Annotated in this window: 15 protein-coding genes; 8 read left to right on the top strand and 7 right to left on the bottom strand. The window is 42.3% G+C overall.

Features of this window, described 5'->3' with window-relative positions:
• Positions 1-177 precede the first annotated feature (177 nt).
• The 4 genes from HXY43_RS21150 (at position 178) to HXY43_RS21135 (ending at position 4053) form a co-directional block, all read left to right on the top strand.
• Positions 178-1311: a hypothetical protein gene (locus HXY43_RS21150; protein ID WP_290887274.1), complete on the top strand. Its 1134-nt coding sequence runs from the start codon at positions 178-180 to the stop codon at positions 1309-1311.
• A gap of 334 nt (positions 1312-1645) precedes the next feature.
• Complete coding sequence (locus HXY43_RS21145) at positions 1646-1816, top strand: ribbon-helix-helix protein, CopG family (RefSeq protein ID WP_026732975.1); 171 nt, start codon at positions 1646-1648, stop codon at positions 1814-1816.
• A 210-nt stretch (positions 1817-2026) separates the two neighbouring features.
• Positions 2027-3490 (top strand): 9,9'-di-cis-zeta-carotene desaturase, encoded by a 1464-nt coding sequence (gene zds / locus HXY43_RS21140; protein ID WP_290887269.1) that lies wholly within the window; start codon positions 2027-2029, stop codon positions 3488-3490.
• Between the two features lie 113 nt (positions 3491-3603).
• Positions 3604-4053 (top strand): SRPBCC family protein, encoded by a 450-nt coding sequence (locus HXY43_RS21135; protein WP_290887485.1) that lies wholly within the window; start codon positions 3604-3606, stop codon positions 4051-4053.
• A gap of 96 nt (positions 4054-4149) precedes the next feature.
• Here the strand turns inward: HXY43_RS21135 and HXY43_RS21130 are convergent, their stop codons facing one another.
• From HXY43_RS21130 to HXY43_RS21120, 3 genes are all read right to left on the bottom strand, one after another.
• Positions 4150-4389 (bottom strand): 2Fe-2S iron-sulfur cluster binding domain-containing protein, encoded by a 240-nt coding sequence (locus HXY43_RS21130; RefSeq protein WP_290887267.1) that lies wholly within the window; start codon positions 4387-4389, stop codon positions 4150-4152.
• A 13-nt stretch (positions 4390-4402) separates the two neighbouring features.
• Positions 4403-5881 carry a cobyric acid synthase CobQ gene (gene cobQ, locus HXY43_RS21125; RefSeq protein WP_026732971.1) on the bottom strand — a complete coding sequence of 493 codons (1479 nt, stop codon included), beginning with the start codon at positions 5879-5881 and terminating at the stop codon, positions 4403-4405.
• A gap of 373 nt (positions 5882-6254) precedes the next feature.
• Positions 6255-6659: an Npun_F0494 family protein gene (locus HXY43_RS21120; RefSeq protein ID WP_290887262.1), complete on the bottom strand. Its 405-nt coding sequence runs from the start codon at positions 6657-6659 to the stop codon at positions 6255-6257.
• 185 nt (positions 6660-6844) lie between these two features.
• Between HXY43_RS21120 and HXY43_RS21115 the strand changes: the two genes are divergently transcribed.
• On the top strand, positions 6845-7282 hold the full coding sequence (locus HXY43_RS21115; protein ID WP_290887259.1) for a peroxiredoxin: 438 nt from the start codon (positions 6845-6847) through the stop codon (positions 7280-7282).
• Positions 7283-7495: 213 nt separating this feature from the next.
• Here HXY43_RS21115 and HXY43_RS21110 read toward each other — a convergent pair whose 3' ends face one another.
• The 3 genes from HXY43_RS21110 to hisF all read right to left on the bottom strand — a co-directional run bounded on the left by HXY43_RS21110 (position 7496) and on the right by hisF (position 9490).
• Positions 7496-7900: a hypothetical protein gene (locus HXY43_RS21110; protein ID WP_290887256.1), complete on the bottom strand. Its 405-nt coding sequence runs from the start codon at positions 7898-7900 to the stop codon at positions 7496-7498.
• Between the two features lie 525 nt (positions 7901-8425).
• On the bottom strand, positions 8426-8617 hold the full coding sequence (locus tag HXY43_RS21105) for a hypothetical protein (protein ID WP_290887253.1): 192 nt from the start codon (positions 8615-8617) through the stop codon (positions 8426-8428).
• Between the two features lie 99 nt (positions 8618-8716).
• Positions 8717-9490, bottom strand: coding sequence for an imidazole glycerol phosphate synthase subunit HisF (gene hisF, locus HXY43_RS21100; protein ID WP_290887250.1), 774 nt, complete (start codon positions 9488-9490; stop codon positions 8717-8719).
• A gap of 156 nt (positions 9491-9646) precedes the next feature.
• Here hisF and ruvB point away from each other — a divergent pair, with 156 nt between their 5' ends.
• Positions 9647-10750, top strand: a complete 1104-nt coding sequence (ruvB, locus tag HXY43_RS21095; protein ID WP_026732966.1) for a Holliday junction branch migration DNA helicase RuvB — start codon at positions 9647-9649, stop codon at positions 10748-10750.
• 158 nt (positions 10751-10908) lie between these two features.
• A complete protein-coding gene (locus HXY43_RS21090; protein ID WP_290887245.1) occupies positions 10909-11715 on the top strand; it encodes a tetratricopeptide repeat protein in 807 nt (268 codons plus the stop codon).
• A gap of 2 nt (positions 11716-11717) precedes the next feature.
• Here HXY43_RS21090 and HXY43_RS21085 read toward each other — a convergent pair whose 3' ends face one another.
• Positions 11718-12746 carry a ChaN family lipoprotein gene (locus HXY43_RS21085; RefSeq protein ID WP_290887243.1) on the bottom strand — a complete coding sequence of 343 codons (1029 nt, stop codon included), beginning with the start codon at positions 12744-12746 and terminating at the stop codon, positions 11718-11720.
• A gap of 37 nt (positions 12747-12783) precedes the next feature.
• Between HXY43_RS21085 and HXY43_RS21080 the strand changes: the two genes are divergently transcribed.
• The gene (locus HXY43_RS21080; protein ID WP_290887240.1) at positions 12784-13743 is read left to right on the top strand and encodes an alcohol dehydrogenase catalytic domain-containing protein; all 960 of its coding nucleotides are present in this window, start codon (positions 12784-12786) and stop codon (positions 13741-13743) included.
• The last annotated feature ends 292 nt before the right edge of the window (positions 13744-14035 follow it).

Below are 14035 nucleotides of genomic sequence, written 5' to 3'. Positions count from 1 at the left end.
AAATTTTCATGTATTTTTTATTATTTCTTTTTAAGATTTCCATAAAAACACAAATAAAAAAATAAGTATAAATTCGCTTGAAGATTAATTAAAGTCATACAAATGAAGAGAAAAACATATACAATTTAAACATCTGTATACAGGGTGTTTGTACTTCTAAGCACAAAAATAATAATAATGGAGATGGATGATAAGTCAGATATTAATTTAAACCATTTCGTCGAAGGTAAAAAAAAATATACTGTACCCTATTTAGCGCAACAATGGGCTAAAAAGTATTTACAGACGATAGAGTTTAATTCCTTGTACGAAGATAAGCAAGATCATTTGAACTTCAAAAAGATAGTGTCTGTTGAGGGACGAGAAAAAACGGCACAAAAGCTAATGGCTTCACTTCGTACTGTTAGTCTGCAAGCTTGGAATAAAACAGAAACATTATTATCAGAGGAAGTCAAACGACATCGTATTGACCCTAAGTTAATTAATCCTTGGGAAATTACAGCAGACGCTTTTGGGATATACGAACAGGTTTTGCATCTATACACCCAACAGATACTCAGGCAAAAGCTGTCTACACAATTAGAACTTGCTTATCAGGGAGAGTTAGAATCAGAAAAAGTCCAAAAAATGGAAGCTGATTCTTCAGCTTCCACTCACCTAGCAACAGTAATAAGTACAAATGTGGGAACTTTGCGGAAGAAATACACACAAACCGATCCGAGAGTAATTGGCTTTGTGAGTATGCAATTTCACTATACAAGTCTTGGTTTGCTACAAACTCTTTCACCTTTAGAGCAAACCGCACTTGGTGGTTACTTGAAAGTAATTGATGACCACCTGTATATGCCACTCCAACGTGCTTACGAAGCAGCAGGTGAACATGATTATAATTCTCCTGCTTTGGCAGCAGTACAAAAACTCTTGCCAATTAGTACACAAATTGCCAATAAGATATGCCAAAAGATAATTGAAATTTACCCTAATTATCGCTCTGGTTCAGGTTTATTAAGGGAACCAAGGGTGCAAATTTCTAGCATTAGAGATGTAGAGATGTTTCAAGTTTATCTGTGGGTATGCAGTTTAGAAGGAAGCATCAATGCTATCCAACAAGAATTATTTCCACTATGTGTGATGCTCTACCCAAGATTGCAGGTTCAGTGGGAACTAATTCGCTGCATGCTGCACTTACTAGAACAAGAAATATCTCAGCATTTGACCACCAAAGAGGCTATCACCTTAACACCATACTTGCAGGTGTTGTGGCATATGTTTTCTCCAAAAGTATTTGGTGAACTTGTCCTTGAGAGATAGGTAAATCCCCTTGCTGAGAGTAGATCTGAACAAAGAGTTATGTAGTTAGCAGCAACCATCTGTATTCAATTTATAAAATTCTTTCTCAAGTTGGTTTTTTCTTCTGGCAAAGTTCATTAGTGTGCGCTATGGCTCCTGTCACAACAACTATCCATTCATTTGAATATTTACTATTTCATTAGAAAATGATGAACACCCTGAGCAAACCAATTTTTTACACTCATGACATTGCTTGTTTCCTGACAAAAACTCTGATATTCTTATCTCTTTCATCCTCACATACATTTTTTTCTTTTCTTCAATGATGTTGGTATACAGCAAATAGCATAATCAAATGACTAATAAAAAATGGGCTGTAAAACGTATCACTGTGAATTTAGCAGCACAGGAGGCCGAAAAACTGGAAAAGTATTGTCAGCAAACTGGAAGACCAGCAACTGATGTAATTCGGGAACTCATCCGAGGATTACCCGTAGCTGAAGACACAAAAGATGCAAACAAATAGGAGGAGAGACAATTAAGTCAACAAGACAAACAAAAAAGAAGAAGAAAGAGGGTAAAAATTTATTTTCACCTTTTACCTTTTACTTAATTTGACTCTTGTACAGATTTGCAAGGGTGCGTTTTACTCCCTTAACTGTTAACCAAATACAATTCGCAAATTCCGACACCAACCCAGTTACAATTTGTAAAGCAATTGAAAAGGAAGGACGGAATGCGCGTTGCAATCGTAGGTGCGGGACTGGCTGGGCTAGCAACCGCTGTAGATTTAGCTGATGCTGGCTGTGAAGTCCAGATATTTGAGTCTCGTCCGTTTGTAGGTGGTAAAGTTAGCAGTTGGGTAGATGGCAATGGCAATCATATTGAAATGGGGTTGCACGTCTTTTTTGGCAACTATTATCAACTGCTGGAATTGATGAAGAAGGTGGGAGCTTTTGAAAACCTGCTTCCTAAAGAACACATCCATACCTTCATCAATAAAGGAGGATTTACTGGTGCGCTTGATTTTCGTTTCTTAATGGGTGCGCCTTTCAACGGCCTAAAGGCATTTTTCACTACCTCCCAACTCTCGCTGCGGGATAAGTTGCAGAATGCAGTAGCACTCTCAACAAGCCCAATCGTACGGGGTTTAGTAGACTTTGATGGTGCGATGCAAAACATCCGCGACTTGGATAAAGTCAGTTTTGCCGAATGGTTTCGCAGTCATGGAGGTAGCCAAGGGAGTATTAAGCGAATGTGGAACCCAATCGCCTACGCCTTAGGCTTTATTGATTGCGAAAATATTTCCGCTCGTTGTATGTTGACGATTTTTCAGCTATTTGCAGTGAGAACAGAAGCATCGAAACTGCGGATGCTCAAAGGTTCACCATACGAATACCTGCACAAGCCGATTCTGGAATATCTGGAAGCAAGGGGTACAAAAGTCTACACCCGCCGCAGAGTCCGGGAAATACAGTTTACTGAGGAAGAAGAACAAACCCGCATCACTGGTATGTTAGTTGCTAACGGTGATATGGAAGAATTTATCACCGCCGATGCCTACGTAGCTGCTTGTGATGTACCGGGAATTCAGCGTCTTTTACCCCAACAGTGGCGCAAGTGGTCAGAATTTGACAATATTTATAAATTAGATGCAGTACCAGTGGCAACGGTACAGTTGCGGTTTGATGGTTGGGTGACAGAACTTCGAGATGCCCAAGCCCGCAAACAGCTGGAGCGTGCAGTCGGAATTGATAATTTGTTATATACTGCCGATGCTGACTTTTCCTGCTTTGCTGATTTAGCTTTAACTAGCCCTGCTGATTATTATCGCCAAGGACAAGGGTCTTTGTTACAGGTAGTATTGACACCAGGAGATCCGTTTATTAAACAAAGTAATGAAGAAATTGCCCAGCATGTTTTAGCACAAGTACATGAGCTGTTTCCCTCGTCGCGAGAACTGAACATGACCTGGTACAGTGTGGTTAAGCTGGCTCAATCTTTGTATAGGGAAGCGCCAGGGATGGATATTTATCGTCCCAGTCAACAAACACCAGTAGCTAATTTCTTCCTAGCGGGGAGTTACACGCAGCAGGACTATATCGATAGTATGGAGGGGGCGACGGTTTCAGGAAAGCGTGCAGCAAAAGTTATTTTAGAGACCGTGAAAACAACAGACTATGAGGTAGGAGTTGATTGATGACTGCTGTTTGTTGTACCCTGCGGGAAGCCGCTTGCGCGTCTATGGAACAATCAACGACCAACTACCAACAACCAACAATTTCCAATCCAAAATCTAAAATCCAAAATCGAATGTCTGATTGGTTAGAACATACCGTGCAGGTAGAGGTAGAGGCTCCTATAGATTTAGTATGGAGTCTCTGGTCTGATTTGGAGCAAATGCCCCGTTGGATGAAGTGGATTGATTCGGTAAAAGTACCTGAGGATAATCCAGAGTTATCAGTGTGGAAGCTGAAATCTGGTGCTTTTGAATTTACGTGGAAATCTCGCATTCTCAAAGTTATTCCTAACCAAATTATCCAATGGGAATCGATAGATGGTTTGCCGAATCGAGGAGCCATCCGCTTTTACGATCGCCATACCAATACTATTGTCAAGCTTACTGTTGGCTACGCTATTCCTGGCATCCTTGGCAAAATTATGGATAATTTGTTTTTAGGCCGGATAGTAGAATCAACACTTCTAGCAGACATGGAGCGGTTTAAACAACACGCCCTCAAAGCGAAACAAGATGGTAGATAGTGGATAGTGGTTAGTGGATTTTGTTGGTGGTTGGTAGTTGGTGGTTGTTTGGAACAGATAACAAACAACAACCAACAAACAACCAACAACTATTCATTACCACGTTGGATCGCTAAACAAATTTATCGTCACTTCTTCACGTCCGGGTGGAACTGCACTTATACAAGCACGGATGACATCTCCATCCTCTAATTCCACTGTGCAAGCGTGACAAGAACCCATCAGACAACCAGTGGGAATGGATACCCCTGCCCGATCTGCTACATCTAGTAGGGGTTCTCCCACTTGGGCATCAACCATAACATCATCAGGTAAGAAATGGATGCGAACAGTCATGATTTCTAGCCTACTACGACAACAACGGAGTTAAATCTAAATGTCGTTCAATTTCCGTGGCAAGGCCGTCTAAAAGATTTTCTCGCTGATCGCGGTAGTTAGCAACACCTGTTGGTAGAGATTTCAAGCCTCGTTGCTGACGCAGGCGATTTAACCAAGCGCGACGCCAAGGGCCATTGTCAAAGATGCCGTGGAGATAAGTACCCCAAACTGATTGACAACTATCTACTAATCCTAAATTCGGATCGTCAAATAAGGGATAGTAGGAGTGGGAATCTATGCCTTGGGTTTCAATCCGCGATCGCCCTTGGTGAATTTCAAACCCAGTTACGGGTAAACCCATTTGCGGATGATTTGAGGTTACTTGGCGTTGGCGGGCAACTTTTTGTCCTGTAATTACTGTTTTGATGGGTAATAATCCTAACCCTTGATATCTGCCGGCTTGTCCCTCGATACCCTCTGGATCGGCAATCATTTGACCGAGGATTTGGAAACCGCCACAGATGCCCAGGACTGTGCCACCAGCTGCTGCATAGTGTTGAATCGCTTCTGCCATGCCACTTTTTTGCAGCAGCAGCAAGTCAGGGATAGTTGTTTTAGTACCTGGGAGAATTACTGCATCAGGATGTCCTAAATCTTGCTTGGGACTTAAGTATTTAACTGAAACTGTAGATTCTGATTCCAATGGATCGAAGTCGGTAAAATTAGAAATTCTCGGTAAGCGAATCACACTAATGTTAAGTTCGGTTGTGGATTTGTGTGATTTGCGTTCCATCAAATCAAGGGAATCCTCAGCCGGAAACAAGGTTTCCATGTAAGGAATCACACCAACTACAGGGATACCCGTACGCTCCTCCAGCCACTTAATGCCTGATTCTAAGAGCGATCGCTGTCCCCGAAACTTGTTAATCACTACACCGCGAATCAAAGCCCGTTCTTCTGGCTCAAGTAATTCCAAGGTTCCCACTACATGGGCAAAAGCACCACCCCGATCAATATCAACTACCAGTAGAGTAGGGGCATTTAAATACTTTGCTACCCGCATATTAGTTAAGTCGCGGTGCTTGAGATTAATTTCCGCCGGACTGCCAGCACCTTCACAAACCAGCAAATCAAATTCTGTTGATAATTGCTGTAAAGATTCTTCAATTGACCGCCATCCCAATTCAAAATATTGCTCGTAGTAATCTACAGCACTTACTTTTCCAACAGGCTTACCCTTGATAATTACTTGAGAAGTCATATCACCTTGGGGTTTAAGGAGAATTGGGTTCATTTCTACCCAAGGAACAACTCCCGCCGCCCAAGCTTGTACTGCTTGAGCATAACCAATTTCTCCACCATTAGCAGTGACATAAGCATTTAAAGCCATATTTTGACCTTTAAAGGGAGCCACTCGCCAGCCACGGCGCGACAAAATGCGACAAATAGCCGTAGTTAAAAGTGATTTCCCCGCGTGAGATGTCGTCCCCACTACCATAATTGCTTTCATATTCAGTTATTTTTTCCGAGCAGGTGTGATATTAAATGGGCGAAATGTAATATAGCAATGCTGTTTGAGTTGTAAGGTTGCCTGAATGAGGGTCATTGTCATTAGTCATTTGTCATTGGTACTTACGAAGGACAAATGACTAAGGACAGCCTTACGCAAAATCTCACAATCCAAATTCGATTGCTATGGTAAAGACTTCATAAAGGGAGTAGATACTTCCGTATATATTGTTCCCGCTTCTGCCCGACTCTTAACTTTTCACTTCAAAATTGGTTAGTGGTTAGTGGTTAGTAGTTAGTGGTTAGTAGTTAGTGGTTGGCGGTTGATGGGTAAAAACAACCAACCACCAACAACCAACAACCAACCACAAATTCTAAAATGGCAGTCTGAACCACCGAATCACAGCATTCAAGAAGCGATCGCCCCATGTTGGAGTAGGCCAAGGTTGATGCTGAAACTCCTCTACGATTTGACGGCCAAGAGGCGTGAGGCGAAAACTATCTGTGATTCCCTGACCATCAACTTCACGTCGCAGTACACCCACTTGGATCAGCCATGCTAAGGCGTTTTCTGCTGCTAATTCCGACAAAGGGCGTTTGGTATAGCCCTTGTGAATGCCAGAATTGCCAGCAATTTCACTCAACGCTACCCGTTCTGACAGCATCGCTGTAAATAAAATAAGATTGAAGGGAGAACAAAACAGCGATCGCTTGGCTCTTTTGATAGTGCCATGTGGATATGTCAAGGTTTTCTGATTCTGGCCATCAACAGCAGGCATTTTAGTTTCCTGAGAATTTTTTGTTAATGAAGATTGATTTCCAAAAATGTCTGTTTGTAGCTATTTGCTTACAAATACAAGCTCATACCTAAAAACAGTCTATTTTTTCTGTGTTTTCCTGTAATCATTGTAAATTATTGTAAAATTTCAGATGCATCAATAATATCAAGTAGGAAAGGTAAATTATGCCTCTAGCAGTTGGGACAGATGCACCTACATTTACCGTGAAAGATACTAACGGTAATACAGTTTCCTTGTCTGATTTCAAAGGCAAGACAGTAGTTTTGTATTTTTACCCCAAGGATGACACCCCAGGCTGCACCAAACAAGCCTGTAGCTTCCGGGATGCGAGAAACGAATATCAAAGTAAAGATGTTGTAGTACTAGGAGTGAGTGCAGATGATGAAGCCTCGCACCAAGCATTCACCCAAAAATATAATCTCAATTTTCCGCTATTAGCTGACACCAACCAAACCCTAATCAAAGCTTATGATGTTGATGGTGGTGGTTATGCCAAGCGCGTTACTTACGTGATTGATGGCAACGGCAAAATTATCCATGTTGACTCTAGCGTCAACACTTCTACCCACGCCAGCGATGTTTTAGCAGCATTGGGACTATAAAATAAATGGCGTTGCTGAATTTGGTCATGAATTATGTTTGCATACATTTTTGTAGCTCGATGCCAAATCATTGACCAGACGTAGCAATGCTACGTCTCTACATACCCGTGAATTGTAAATTCATATCTTGATTCAGCAACGCCAAATAAATTAGCTATCAGCGATCGGCTTTTGAAAGCTGAAAGTTGATAGCTAAAGGCTTGCTGTTTTGATTTACCGATCAGGGGTAGTTACTACCCCTGGTGTATTTACCTGAAAACCTGATGATGGCTGCTGTTGGACTTGTTGCATTTGTTGTTGACTTCTGCTTTTAAACGCTCTTGCTGCCTCATCGAGTTGTTGATTTTGTGCATTTTGATCGAAATTTGGCACAGCCAGATTGGCACGATGAATTAAGTTAAATACGCCAAATCCATCACTTGTATTGGAGTTAGAGAATGGATTATTTTCAGTATTGTATGGGTCGTCTGTATTGGTTTGCGGATCGTAATTAGGCAGGTTCGGTAATTCGCTTGGTTCAGCCAGGCTAGGTTGCGGCATCAGCAAGGAAGCAAAGCCAATTCCCATCAAGGTAGCAGCAACAGCAAGTCGCTTTAGTGGCAGAAACGAGTTTTTCACGCAGATTTCCCCCTCAGTTCACTCAAGTAAACAATGCTTCTATTTTAAATAACTTGGATTGCTGGTTGGTAGCCAATGAAGTGACAAAAAGGGTTACATACCAGGCTTGATATTGGAAGATTTTTTTAAACTAACCGCAAAGTACACAAACAAAATAGAGACGATCGCGAATATTGAGGATTACTGTATAAGCTTGGATTATATTTGTGATTTAATATTTATCTGGGTTGTCTCTTCCTCAATATCATTGAGGCATTCTACCAACTGAGTTCTAACCCTGGTTAATATGTTACTAATACAAGCTTAATTTTTCGCCATCTGTCAAAACTTTAGCTGATATTCACTTCAGAGAGTTAAGGATTTTACCTACTTACAATAACTCCCATCAGCAACGCCTTGATTGTAGAGTTCCTACAAGACGCCTATGTCTTGTTAGATAAGTGGTGTAATGAAATGGGTAATAAGGAATACTAAAATGCTATTTTGATCTAGCTGCTTATATATATTGGATGAGTACTTTTCTCATTAAGAGACTTGTAACAAATAACTCATACAATGCCCCATCAAAAAGTAAACTACCATCATGGCAGCAGCTGCCAGCGCAACTAACAAACCTGCTAACATCAATGAAAATTCCTTACTTTCGTAAGCTTTTTCCATTAAGTGCAGCGACCAAGCTACTAGCGCCACATCAAAAACTAAAATAGGAATCAACATATTTCTTAATATTTTTTAATTCTTCTTTACCAAGTTTAACATCGTTTTCAGGAACTGTGTTAACTGCTGTAGATATCTTGAAACGAAAGATTGGTATTTTCAGGATGGCATTCTGACTGGTAATTGACGATCGCGCAAATAATTTTTAATTGCCTCCACAGTTAATTGTCCGTAATGTAACAATGAAGCTAGTAATGCGGCTTCTGCTCTACCTTCTGTTAGTGCTTCATAGATATGTTGACAATTACCCGCACCACCAGAAGCAATGACTGGAATTTGTACAACTTCAGCGATCGTTTTTGTTAATTCGAGGTCATAACCAACCTGAGTGCCATCGGCATCCATGCTTGTGACTAGCAATTCTCCTGCACCCCGTTTTTCCACTTCTTGCGCCCACCTTATGGCATCTATACCGGTGTTTTCCCGTCCACCTCGCACATACACATCCCAACCTGGATTGTTAGGATCTTTTCTGCGTCTGGCATCAATGGCAACGACTATGCATTGATTGCCAAAGCGATCGCTAGCCCGATTGATAAAATCTGGATCGCGTACCGCCGCAGAATTAATACTAACCTTGTCTGCTCCGGCTCGTAACAGATTTTTAACATTTTCTAAGGATTGGATGCCACCACCAACAGTGAGGGGAATAAAGACTTGTTCAGCAGTGCGGTAAACCACGTCGATAATAATGTCGCGGTCTTCATGAGTTGCCGTAATATCCAGAAACACTAACTCATCTGCTCCCGCTTCGTTATAAACCTGTGCTAATTCGACCGGATCGCCTGCATCCTGGAGGTTAACAAAGTTAACTCCTTTTACAACTCGTCCCGCGTTCACATCTAGGCACGGTAAGATTCTCTTAGCCAGCATGACAAACTTTCTACTCCTAAGTAGTTCCCCGGAATTTAAATTTTAAATTGGCAAGCGTATTTAAGAAAGAAAAATTTTGCTTCCGTATTTATACGCATTGGTGCCGCTACCACTTGCCCTCAATAAAGTGTAAAAGTAAAAGTAGATAGCTGAACTATGGCGATTATCTCCTCGAAAAAACAGCCTCACGAACCAGGCGGCGGACAACCAAAGCAGCGTCGGGAGTCGGCAAAAGCATCCCCAAAAGAGAATATTTTGCAACCCGAAGCTGCAACTGATGAACAAGGTAAGCAGGAAGAGAGTATTCGACCGCAGCGGTTTGCCGATTATATTGGCCAAAAAGATTTAAAGGATGTACTAGACATAGCAATAAAAGCAGCTAAGTCCAGAGGTGAAGTACTAGATCACCTGCTATTGTATGGCCCTCCTGGTTTGGGTAAAACCACAATGGCAATGATTTTAGCAGCTGAGATGGGGGTAAATTACAAAATTACCAGCGCCCCAGCCCTAGAACGCCCTAGAGATATTGTCGGATTGTTGGTGAATCTTCAGCCAGGGGATGTGCTGTTTATCGATGAAATTCATCGCCTCTCGCGGATGACCGAGGAAATTTTATACCCAGCAATGGAAGATTATCGTTTAGATATTACCATTGGCAAAGGTTCCAGCGCTCGGACTCGCAGTATACCACTATCAAAGTTTACTTTGGTAGGAGCAACAACCCGTGTGGGTGCGCTAACTTCTCCTCTACGCGATCGCTTTGGCTTAGTTCAAAAGTTAAGATTTTATGAGGTAGAAGAACTGAGTCAGATAGTTCTGCGTAGCGCCCAGTTACTCAACACTACCGTCACCGAGGATGGTGCTAAAGAAATAGCCAAGCGATCGCGAGGAACACCACGTATAGCAAATAGATTACTCAAACGTGTACGTGATTATGCTGAGGTAAAATCATTTGATAAAATTTGCGAAAGTGTTGCAGCTGAAGCATTGCATCTATTCCAAGTAGATCCTTGTGGCTTGGATTGGACAGATCGCCGGATGCTGACTGTAATAATTGAACAATTCAATGGCGGCCCGGTGGGATTAGAAACAATAGCAGCAGCAACGGGTGAGGATACCCAAACCATAGAAGAAGTCTATGAACCTTATTTGATGCAGATTGGCTATTTAAGCCGGACGCCCCGTGGTAGGGTAGCAACTGCTGCGGCGTACAAGCATATGGGTTTTAAGCCGCCTAACGAACAGTTATCTTTGCTTTAGGGATTAGAAGCTAGGCGTATCCTTGTCAAGACCTGAATCTTGGAAATGGATTTTTCTTGGTGTCTTTGTGTCTTAGTGGTAAAAAAAGAATGATTGAAACACCAAGACACTAAGACACAAAGAGGAATTTTACCCCATCTCTCACTCTAAGAACACAAATGATTAGGTTATTTGTTATTTTGTTAAGTCTGCTACTGGTGTTTGGTTGGGGTGGTTGTGCTATTGCCCAAACTCAATCTTCTCAAGTTAGTCAACAGCAGTTGCAAAAATGGGATAAGTTGGCTAGATCGGCTTTTGCAGCGACGAGTAAAGGTGATTTTGCCACAGCTGAACAGTATTGGACAGAAATTATTGAGCAATTTCCTGATAATGCTGCGGCTTGGAGTAATCGAGGAAATTCTAGGGTCAGTCAGAATAAGCTGCAAGAGGCGCTGGCAGATTTTAACAAAGCTATAGAACTTGCACCGGACGTGACAGACCCTTATTTAAATCGTGGCACAGCGCTGGAGGGTTTGGGAAGATGGGAAGAAGCGATCGCCGATTACGATCGCATTCTCGAATTCGATCCTAACGATGCAATGGCGTATAACAATCGCGGTACTGCTAAAGCAGGTTTGGGTGAATGGCAAGAAGCTATTGCTGACTATAAAAAATCAATGGCACTAGCCCCGAATTTAGTTATTGCTCGTGGTAACTATGCTCTTGTATTGTATGAAACTGGTCAAATAGACCAAGCAATCAAAGAAATGAAAAATATAGTCCGCAAATATCCCAATTTTGCTGATACACGTGCTGCACTCACCGCCGCACTTTGGGTAAACGGACAAAAAGGCGAAGCTGAAAGTAATTGGGTAGCTGCTTCTGGGCTTGACAGGCGCTACAAAGATATTAACTGGGTGAAAAATATCCGCCGCTGGCCTCCTAGTATGGTTGTAGCTTTGGATAGATTTTTAAATTTGAAGTAATTCTACTTTGTCTTCTCAAAGATAAAATCAGCCGCCTTACCTTCTTTACCAGCTGTCGCTTCTTCTGGAGGGCTAAGTAAAACCGAACGCTGAATTAACTTCTTACCCTCTAGACGACGTTTAACACGGCTGGGAATTCCGTAACCGTAGATAATATGTCCTTGTCCAGCTAACACGACTACTTGATAATCTGGGTTAGCTTTGACAAACTTGGCAATGCCCTCTGCCATTGTTTCATCCCACAGTACCTGCGCCAAAAAAAAGCGTTCAGCATCAGCACTGTTACCATGGCCTGCATCTTGATGCTGTTGAAAGGCTTGTAGCGCTAATTGCCGATACTTTTCGTTATCGGTGCGAATTTCTGCAAAGGGAGGAATAAATTGCTTCTGTGATGGTGTGAGGCTTTCTAATCCTTGACGGGCAACTTGACGGGTAACTTCCGAGGGTGTATTTAATGCTAAGACGGGTAATTGTTTTGCTTTCGCAAAGCGGAGGATGGGGGCGTAATTTTCCCAAGGAAAACCCCAGCGTTTTTCGTACTCGCTTTTCTCTGTTAGTTCTTGTTCAGTGAGTTTACCTGCCAGATATTGATCGACAACACCTTGATAGGGACGCTGGAACATTTCCATGGCGATCGCAATTTTCGGATGACGCTGCTGGAGTTCCTGAATAATTTTGAGTTGGTTTTGGTGATCGATGGAACTGTCGTGAGTCTCCCCCAGATACACTACATCCGCTTTTGCTAGTTCCAGTAACATCTGTTGAGGGCTAGAGATAAAATTCTCTGGTTTTCCACAAGTTTTATCCCAGTCTGGAAAAATAGTATCTAGATTGGTAGGCGGTGCAGTTACAACTAATTTGGGAGGACAGGAATTTTTGACTGTTTCGGCAAAAGCAGGCAATGTCAATATAAGAAGGTAAAAGGTGAAAGGTAAAAAGTAAAAAAATACTTTTTTTGTTTGGAAGCTTTGCCGCTCATTTGCTAATATTTTTGCGTATGACGGTAACTTGCTTTGAAGAAACAGTGTCATTTTTTTCACACAACGCTGGATAAGTTCAGCTTTTAACATGAAAGGAATCTGGCTGGAAAACAAGCAATTGCAATTACGTACCGACATCCCTATTCCCGAACCATCATCGGGAGAGGCCTTAGTACGAGTTTTGTGTGCAGGTATTTGCAACACTGATTTGGAACTTACTAGAGGCTATTATCCCTACAATGGCATTTTAGGGCATGAATTTGTTGGCGTTGTTGAACAAGGCCCAGAACACTTACTTAACCGCCGCGTTGTCGGAGAAATTAATGCTGTCTGCGGACAATGCCGCTTTTGTCGTAGCGGAAACTCTACTCACTGCGAAAACCGTACTGTACTTGGCATTGTCAATCGCAATGGCGCTTTTGCCGACTATCTTTGTTTGCCCGTAGAGAATCTGCATCCCGTTCCAGAACATGTTCCCACAGAAGCAGCAACATTTACCGAACCTGTAGCCGCAGCACTGGAAATTCAGCAGCAGGTAGCGTTGCGTCCAGATGACCGAGTATTGGTGGTTGGGGATGGCAAATTGGGGCTATTAGTAGCGCAAACACTGGCTGTGACAGGCTGCGATCTTTTGGTAATAGGTCGTCATCGCGATAAACTGGCTAACTTAGAGGCACGGGGTATCAAAACAGGCTTCGCTGATGCAGTGACAGATCGAGCCTGTGATATTTCAGTAGAGTGTACGGGTAATGCCCAAGGATTTGCGATCGCCCGCCGTGCTTTGCGTCCTCGCGGTACACTAGTACTCAAAAGTACCTATGCTGGCAAGCTGAGTCTAGATGCTTCCTCATTGGTAGTAGATGAAATCACTCTCATTGGTTCACGCTGCGGCCCGTTTCCACCTGCATTGGCACTGCTAGCACAAGGAAAAGTGGACGTACAACCCCTCATTCATGCCCGTTATCCCCTTTCAAAAGGACTAGCAGCTTTTGCCCACGCCCAAACTAAAGGTGTTTTAAAGGTATTGTTGGAAATGGAAAATGGTTAGTAGATAGTGGTTAGTAGTTAGTAGGGAATAACGACCTCACCTATACCCAGAGGGAATTAGGGACAATGGAGAATGAGTAATATCAGGTTCGAGCGAACACTTATAATCAGGTCTGACGGGGAGACGCGGTGATACAAAGACGCGGAGAATTTTGAATTATAAGTAATTAAGCGAACTTGATATAATAGGCTATCACTAATTACTAATAAGCAATTACCAACCACTAACCACTAACCACTAACCACTAACCACTAACCACCAACCACCAACAACTAACCACTAACCACTAACC

This window comes from Fischerella sp. (assembly GCF_013388695.1).
Taxonomy (GTDB): domain Bacteria; phylum Cyanobacteriota; class Cyanobacteriia; order Cyanobacteriales; family Nostocaceae; genus PCC9605.
The sequence above is the reverse complement of the archived record's forward strand: the minus strand, read 5'-3'. Positions and strand labels throughout refer to the sequence as shown.

What these genes read in the sequence shown, in the direction of transcription:
- HXY43_RS21150 (WP_290887274.1), top strand. Translation starts at nt 178, where the DNA reads ATGGAGATGGATGATAAGTCAGATATTAATTTAAACCATTTCGTCGAA.
- HXY43_RS21145 (WP_026732975.1), top strand. Translation starts at nt 1,646, where the DNA reads ATGACTAATAAAAAATGGGCTGTAAAACGTATCACTGTGAATTTAGCA.
- zds (WP_290887269.1), top strand. Translation starts at nt 2,027, where the DNA reads ATGCGCGTTGCAATCGTAGGTGCGGGACTGGCTGGGCTAGCAACCGCT.
- HXY43_RS21135 (WP_290887485.1), top strand. Translation starts at nt 3,604, where the DNA reads ATGTCTGATTGGTTAGAACATACCGTGCAGGTAGAGGTAGAGGCTCCT.
- HXY43_RS21130 (WP_290887267.1), bottom strand. Translation starts at nt 4,389, where the DNA reads ATGACTGTTCGCATCCATTTCTTACCTGATGATGTTATGGTTGATGCC.
- cobQ (WP_026732971.1), bottom strand. Translation starts at nt 5,881, where the DNA reads ATGAAAGCAATTATGGTAGTGGGGACGACATCTCACGCGGGGAAATCA.
- HXY43_RS21120 (WP_290887262.1), bottom strand. Translation starts at nt 6,659, where the DNA reads ATGCCTGCTGTTGATGGCCAGAATCAGAAAACCTTGACATATCCACAT.
- HXY43_RS21115 (WP_290887259.1), top strand. Translation starts at nt 6,845, where the DNA reads ATGCCTCTAGCAGTTGGGACAGATGCACCTACATTTACCGTGAAAGAT.
- HXY43_RS21105 (WP_290887253.1), bottom strand. Translation starts at nt 8,617, where the DNA reads ATGTTGATTCCTATTTTAGTTTTTGATGTGGCGCTAGTAGCTTGGTCG.
- hisF (WP_290887250.1), bottom strand. Translation starts at nt 9,490, where the DNA reads ATGCTGGCTAAGAGAATCTTACCGTGCCTAGATGTGAACGCGGGACGA.
- ruvB (WP_026732966.1), top strand. Translation starts at nt 9,647, where the DNA reads ATGGCGATTATCTCCTCGAAAAAACAGCCTCACGAACCAGGCGGCGGA.
- HXY43_RS21090 (WP_290887245.1), top strand. Translation starts at nt 10,909, where the DNA reads ATGATTAGGTTATTTGTTATTTTGTTAAGTCTGCTACTGGTGTTTGGT.
- HXY43_RS21085 (WP_290887243.1), bottom strand. Translation starts at nt 12,746, where the DNA reads ATGACACTGTTTCTTCAAAGCAAGTTACCGTCATACGCAAAAATATTA.
- HXY43_RS21080 (WP_290887240.1), top strand. Translation starts at nt 12,784, where the DNA reads ATGAAAGGAATCTGGCTGGAAAACAAGCAATTGCAATTACGTACCGAC.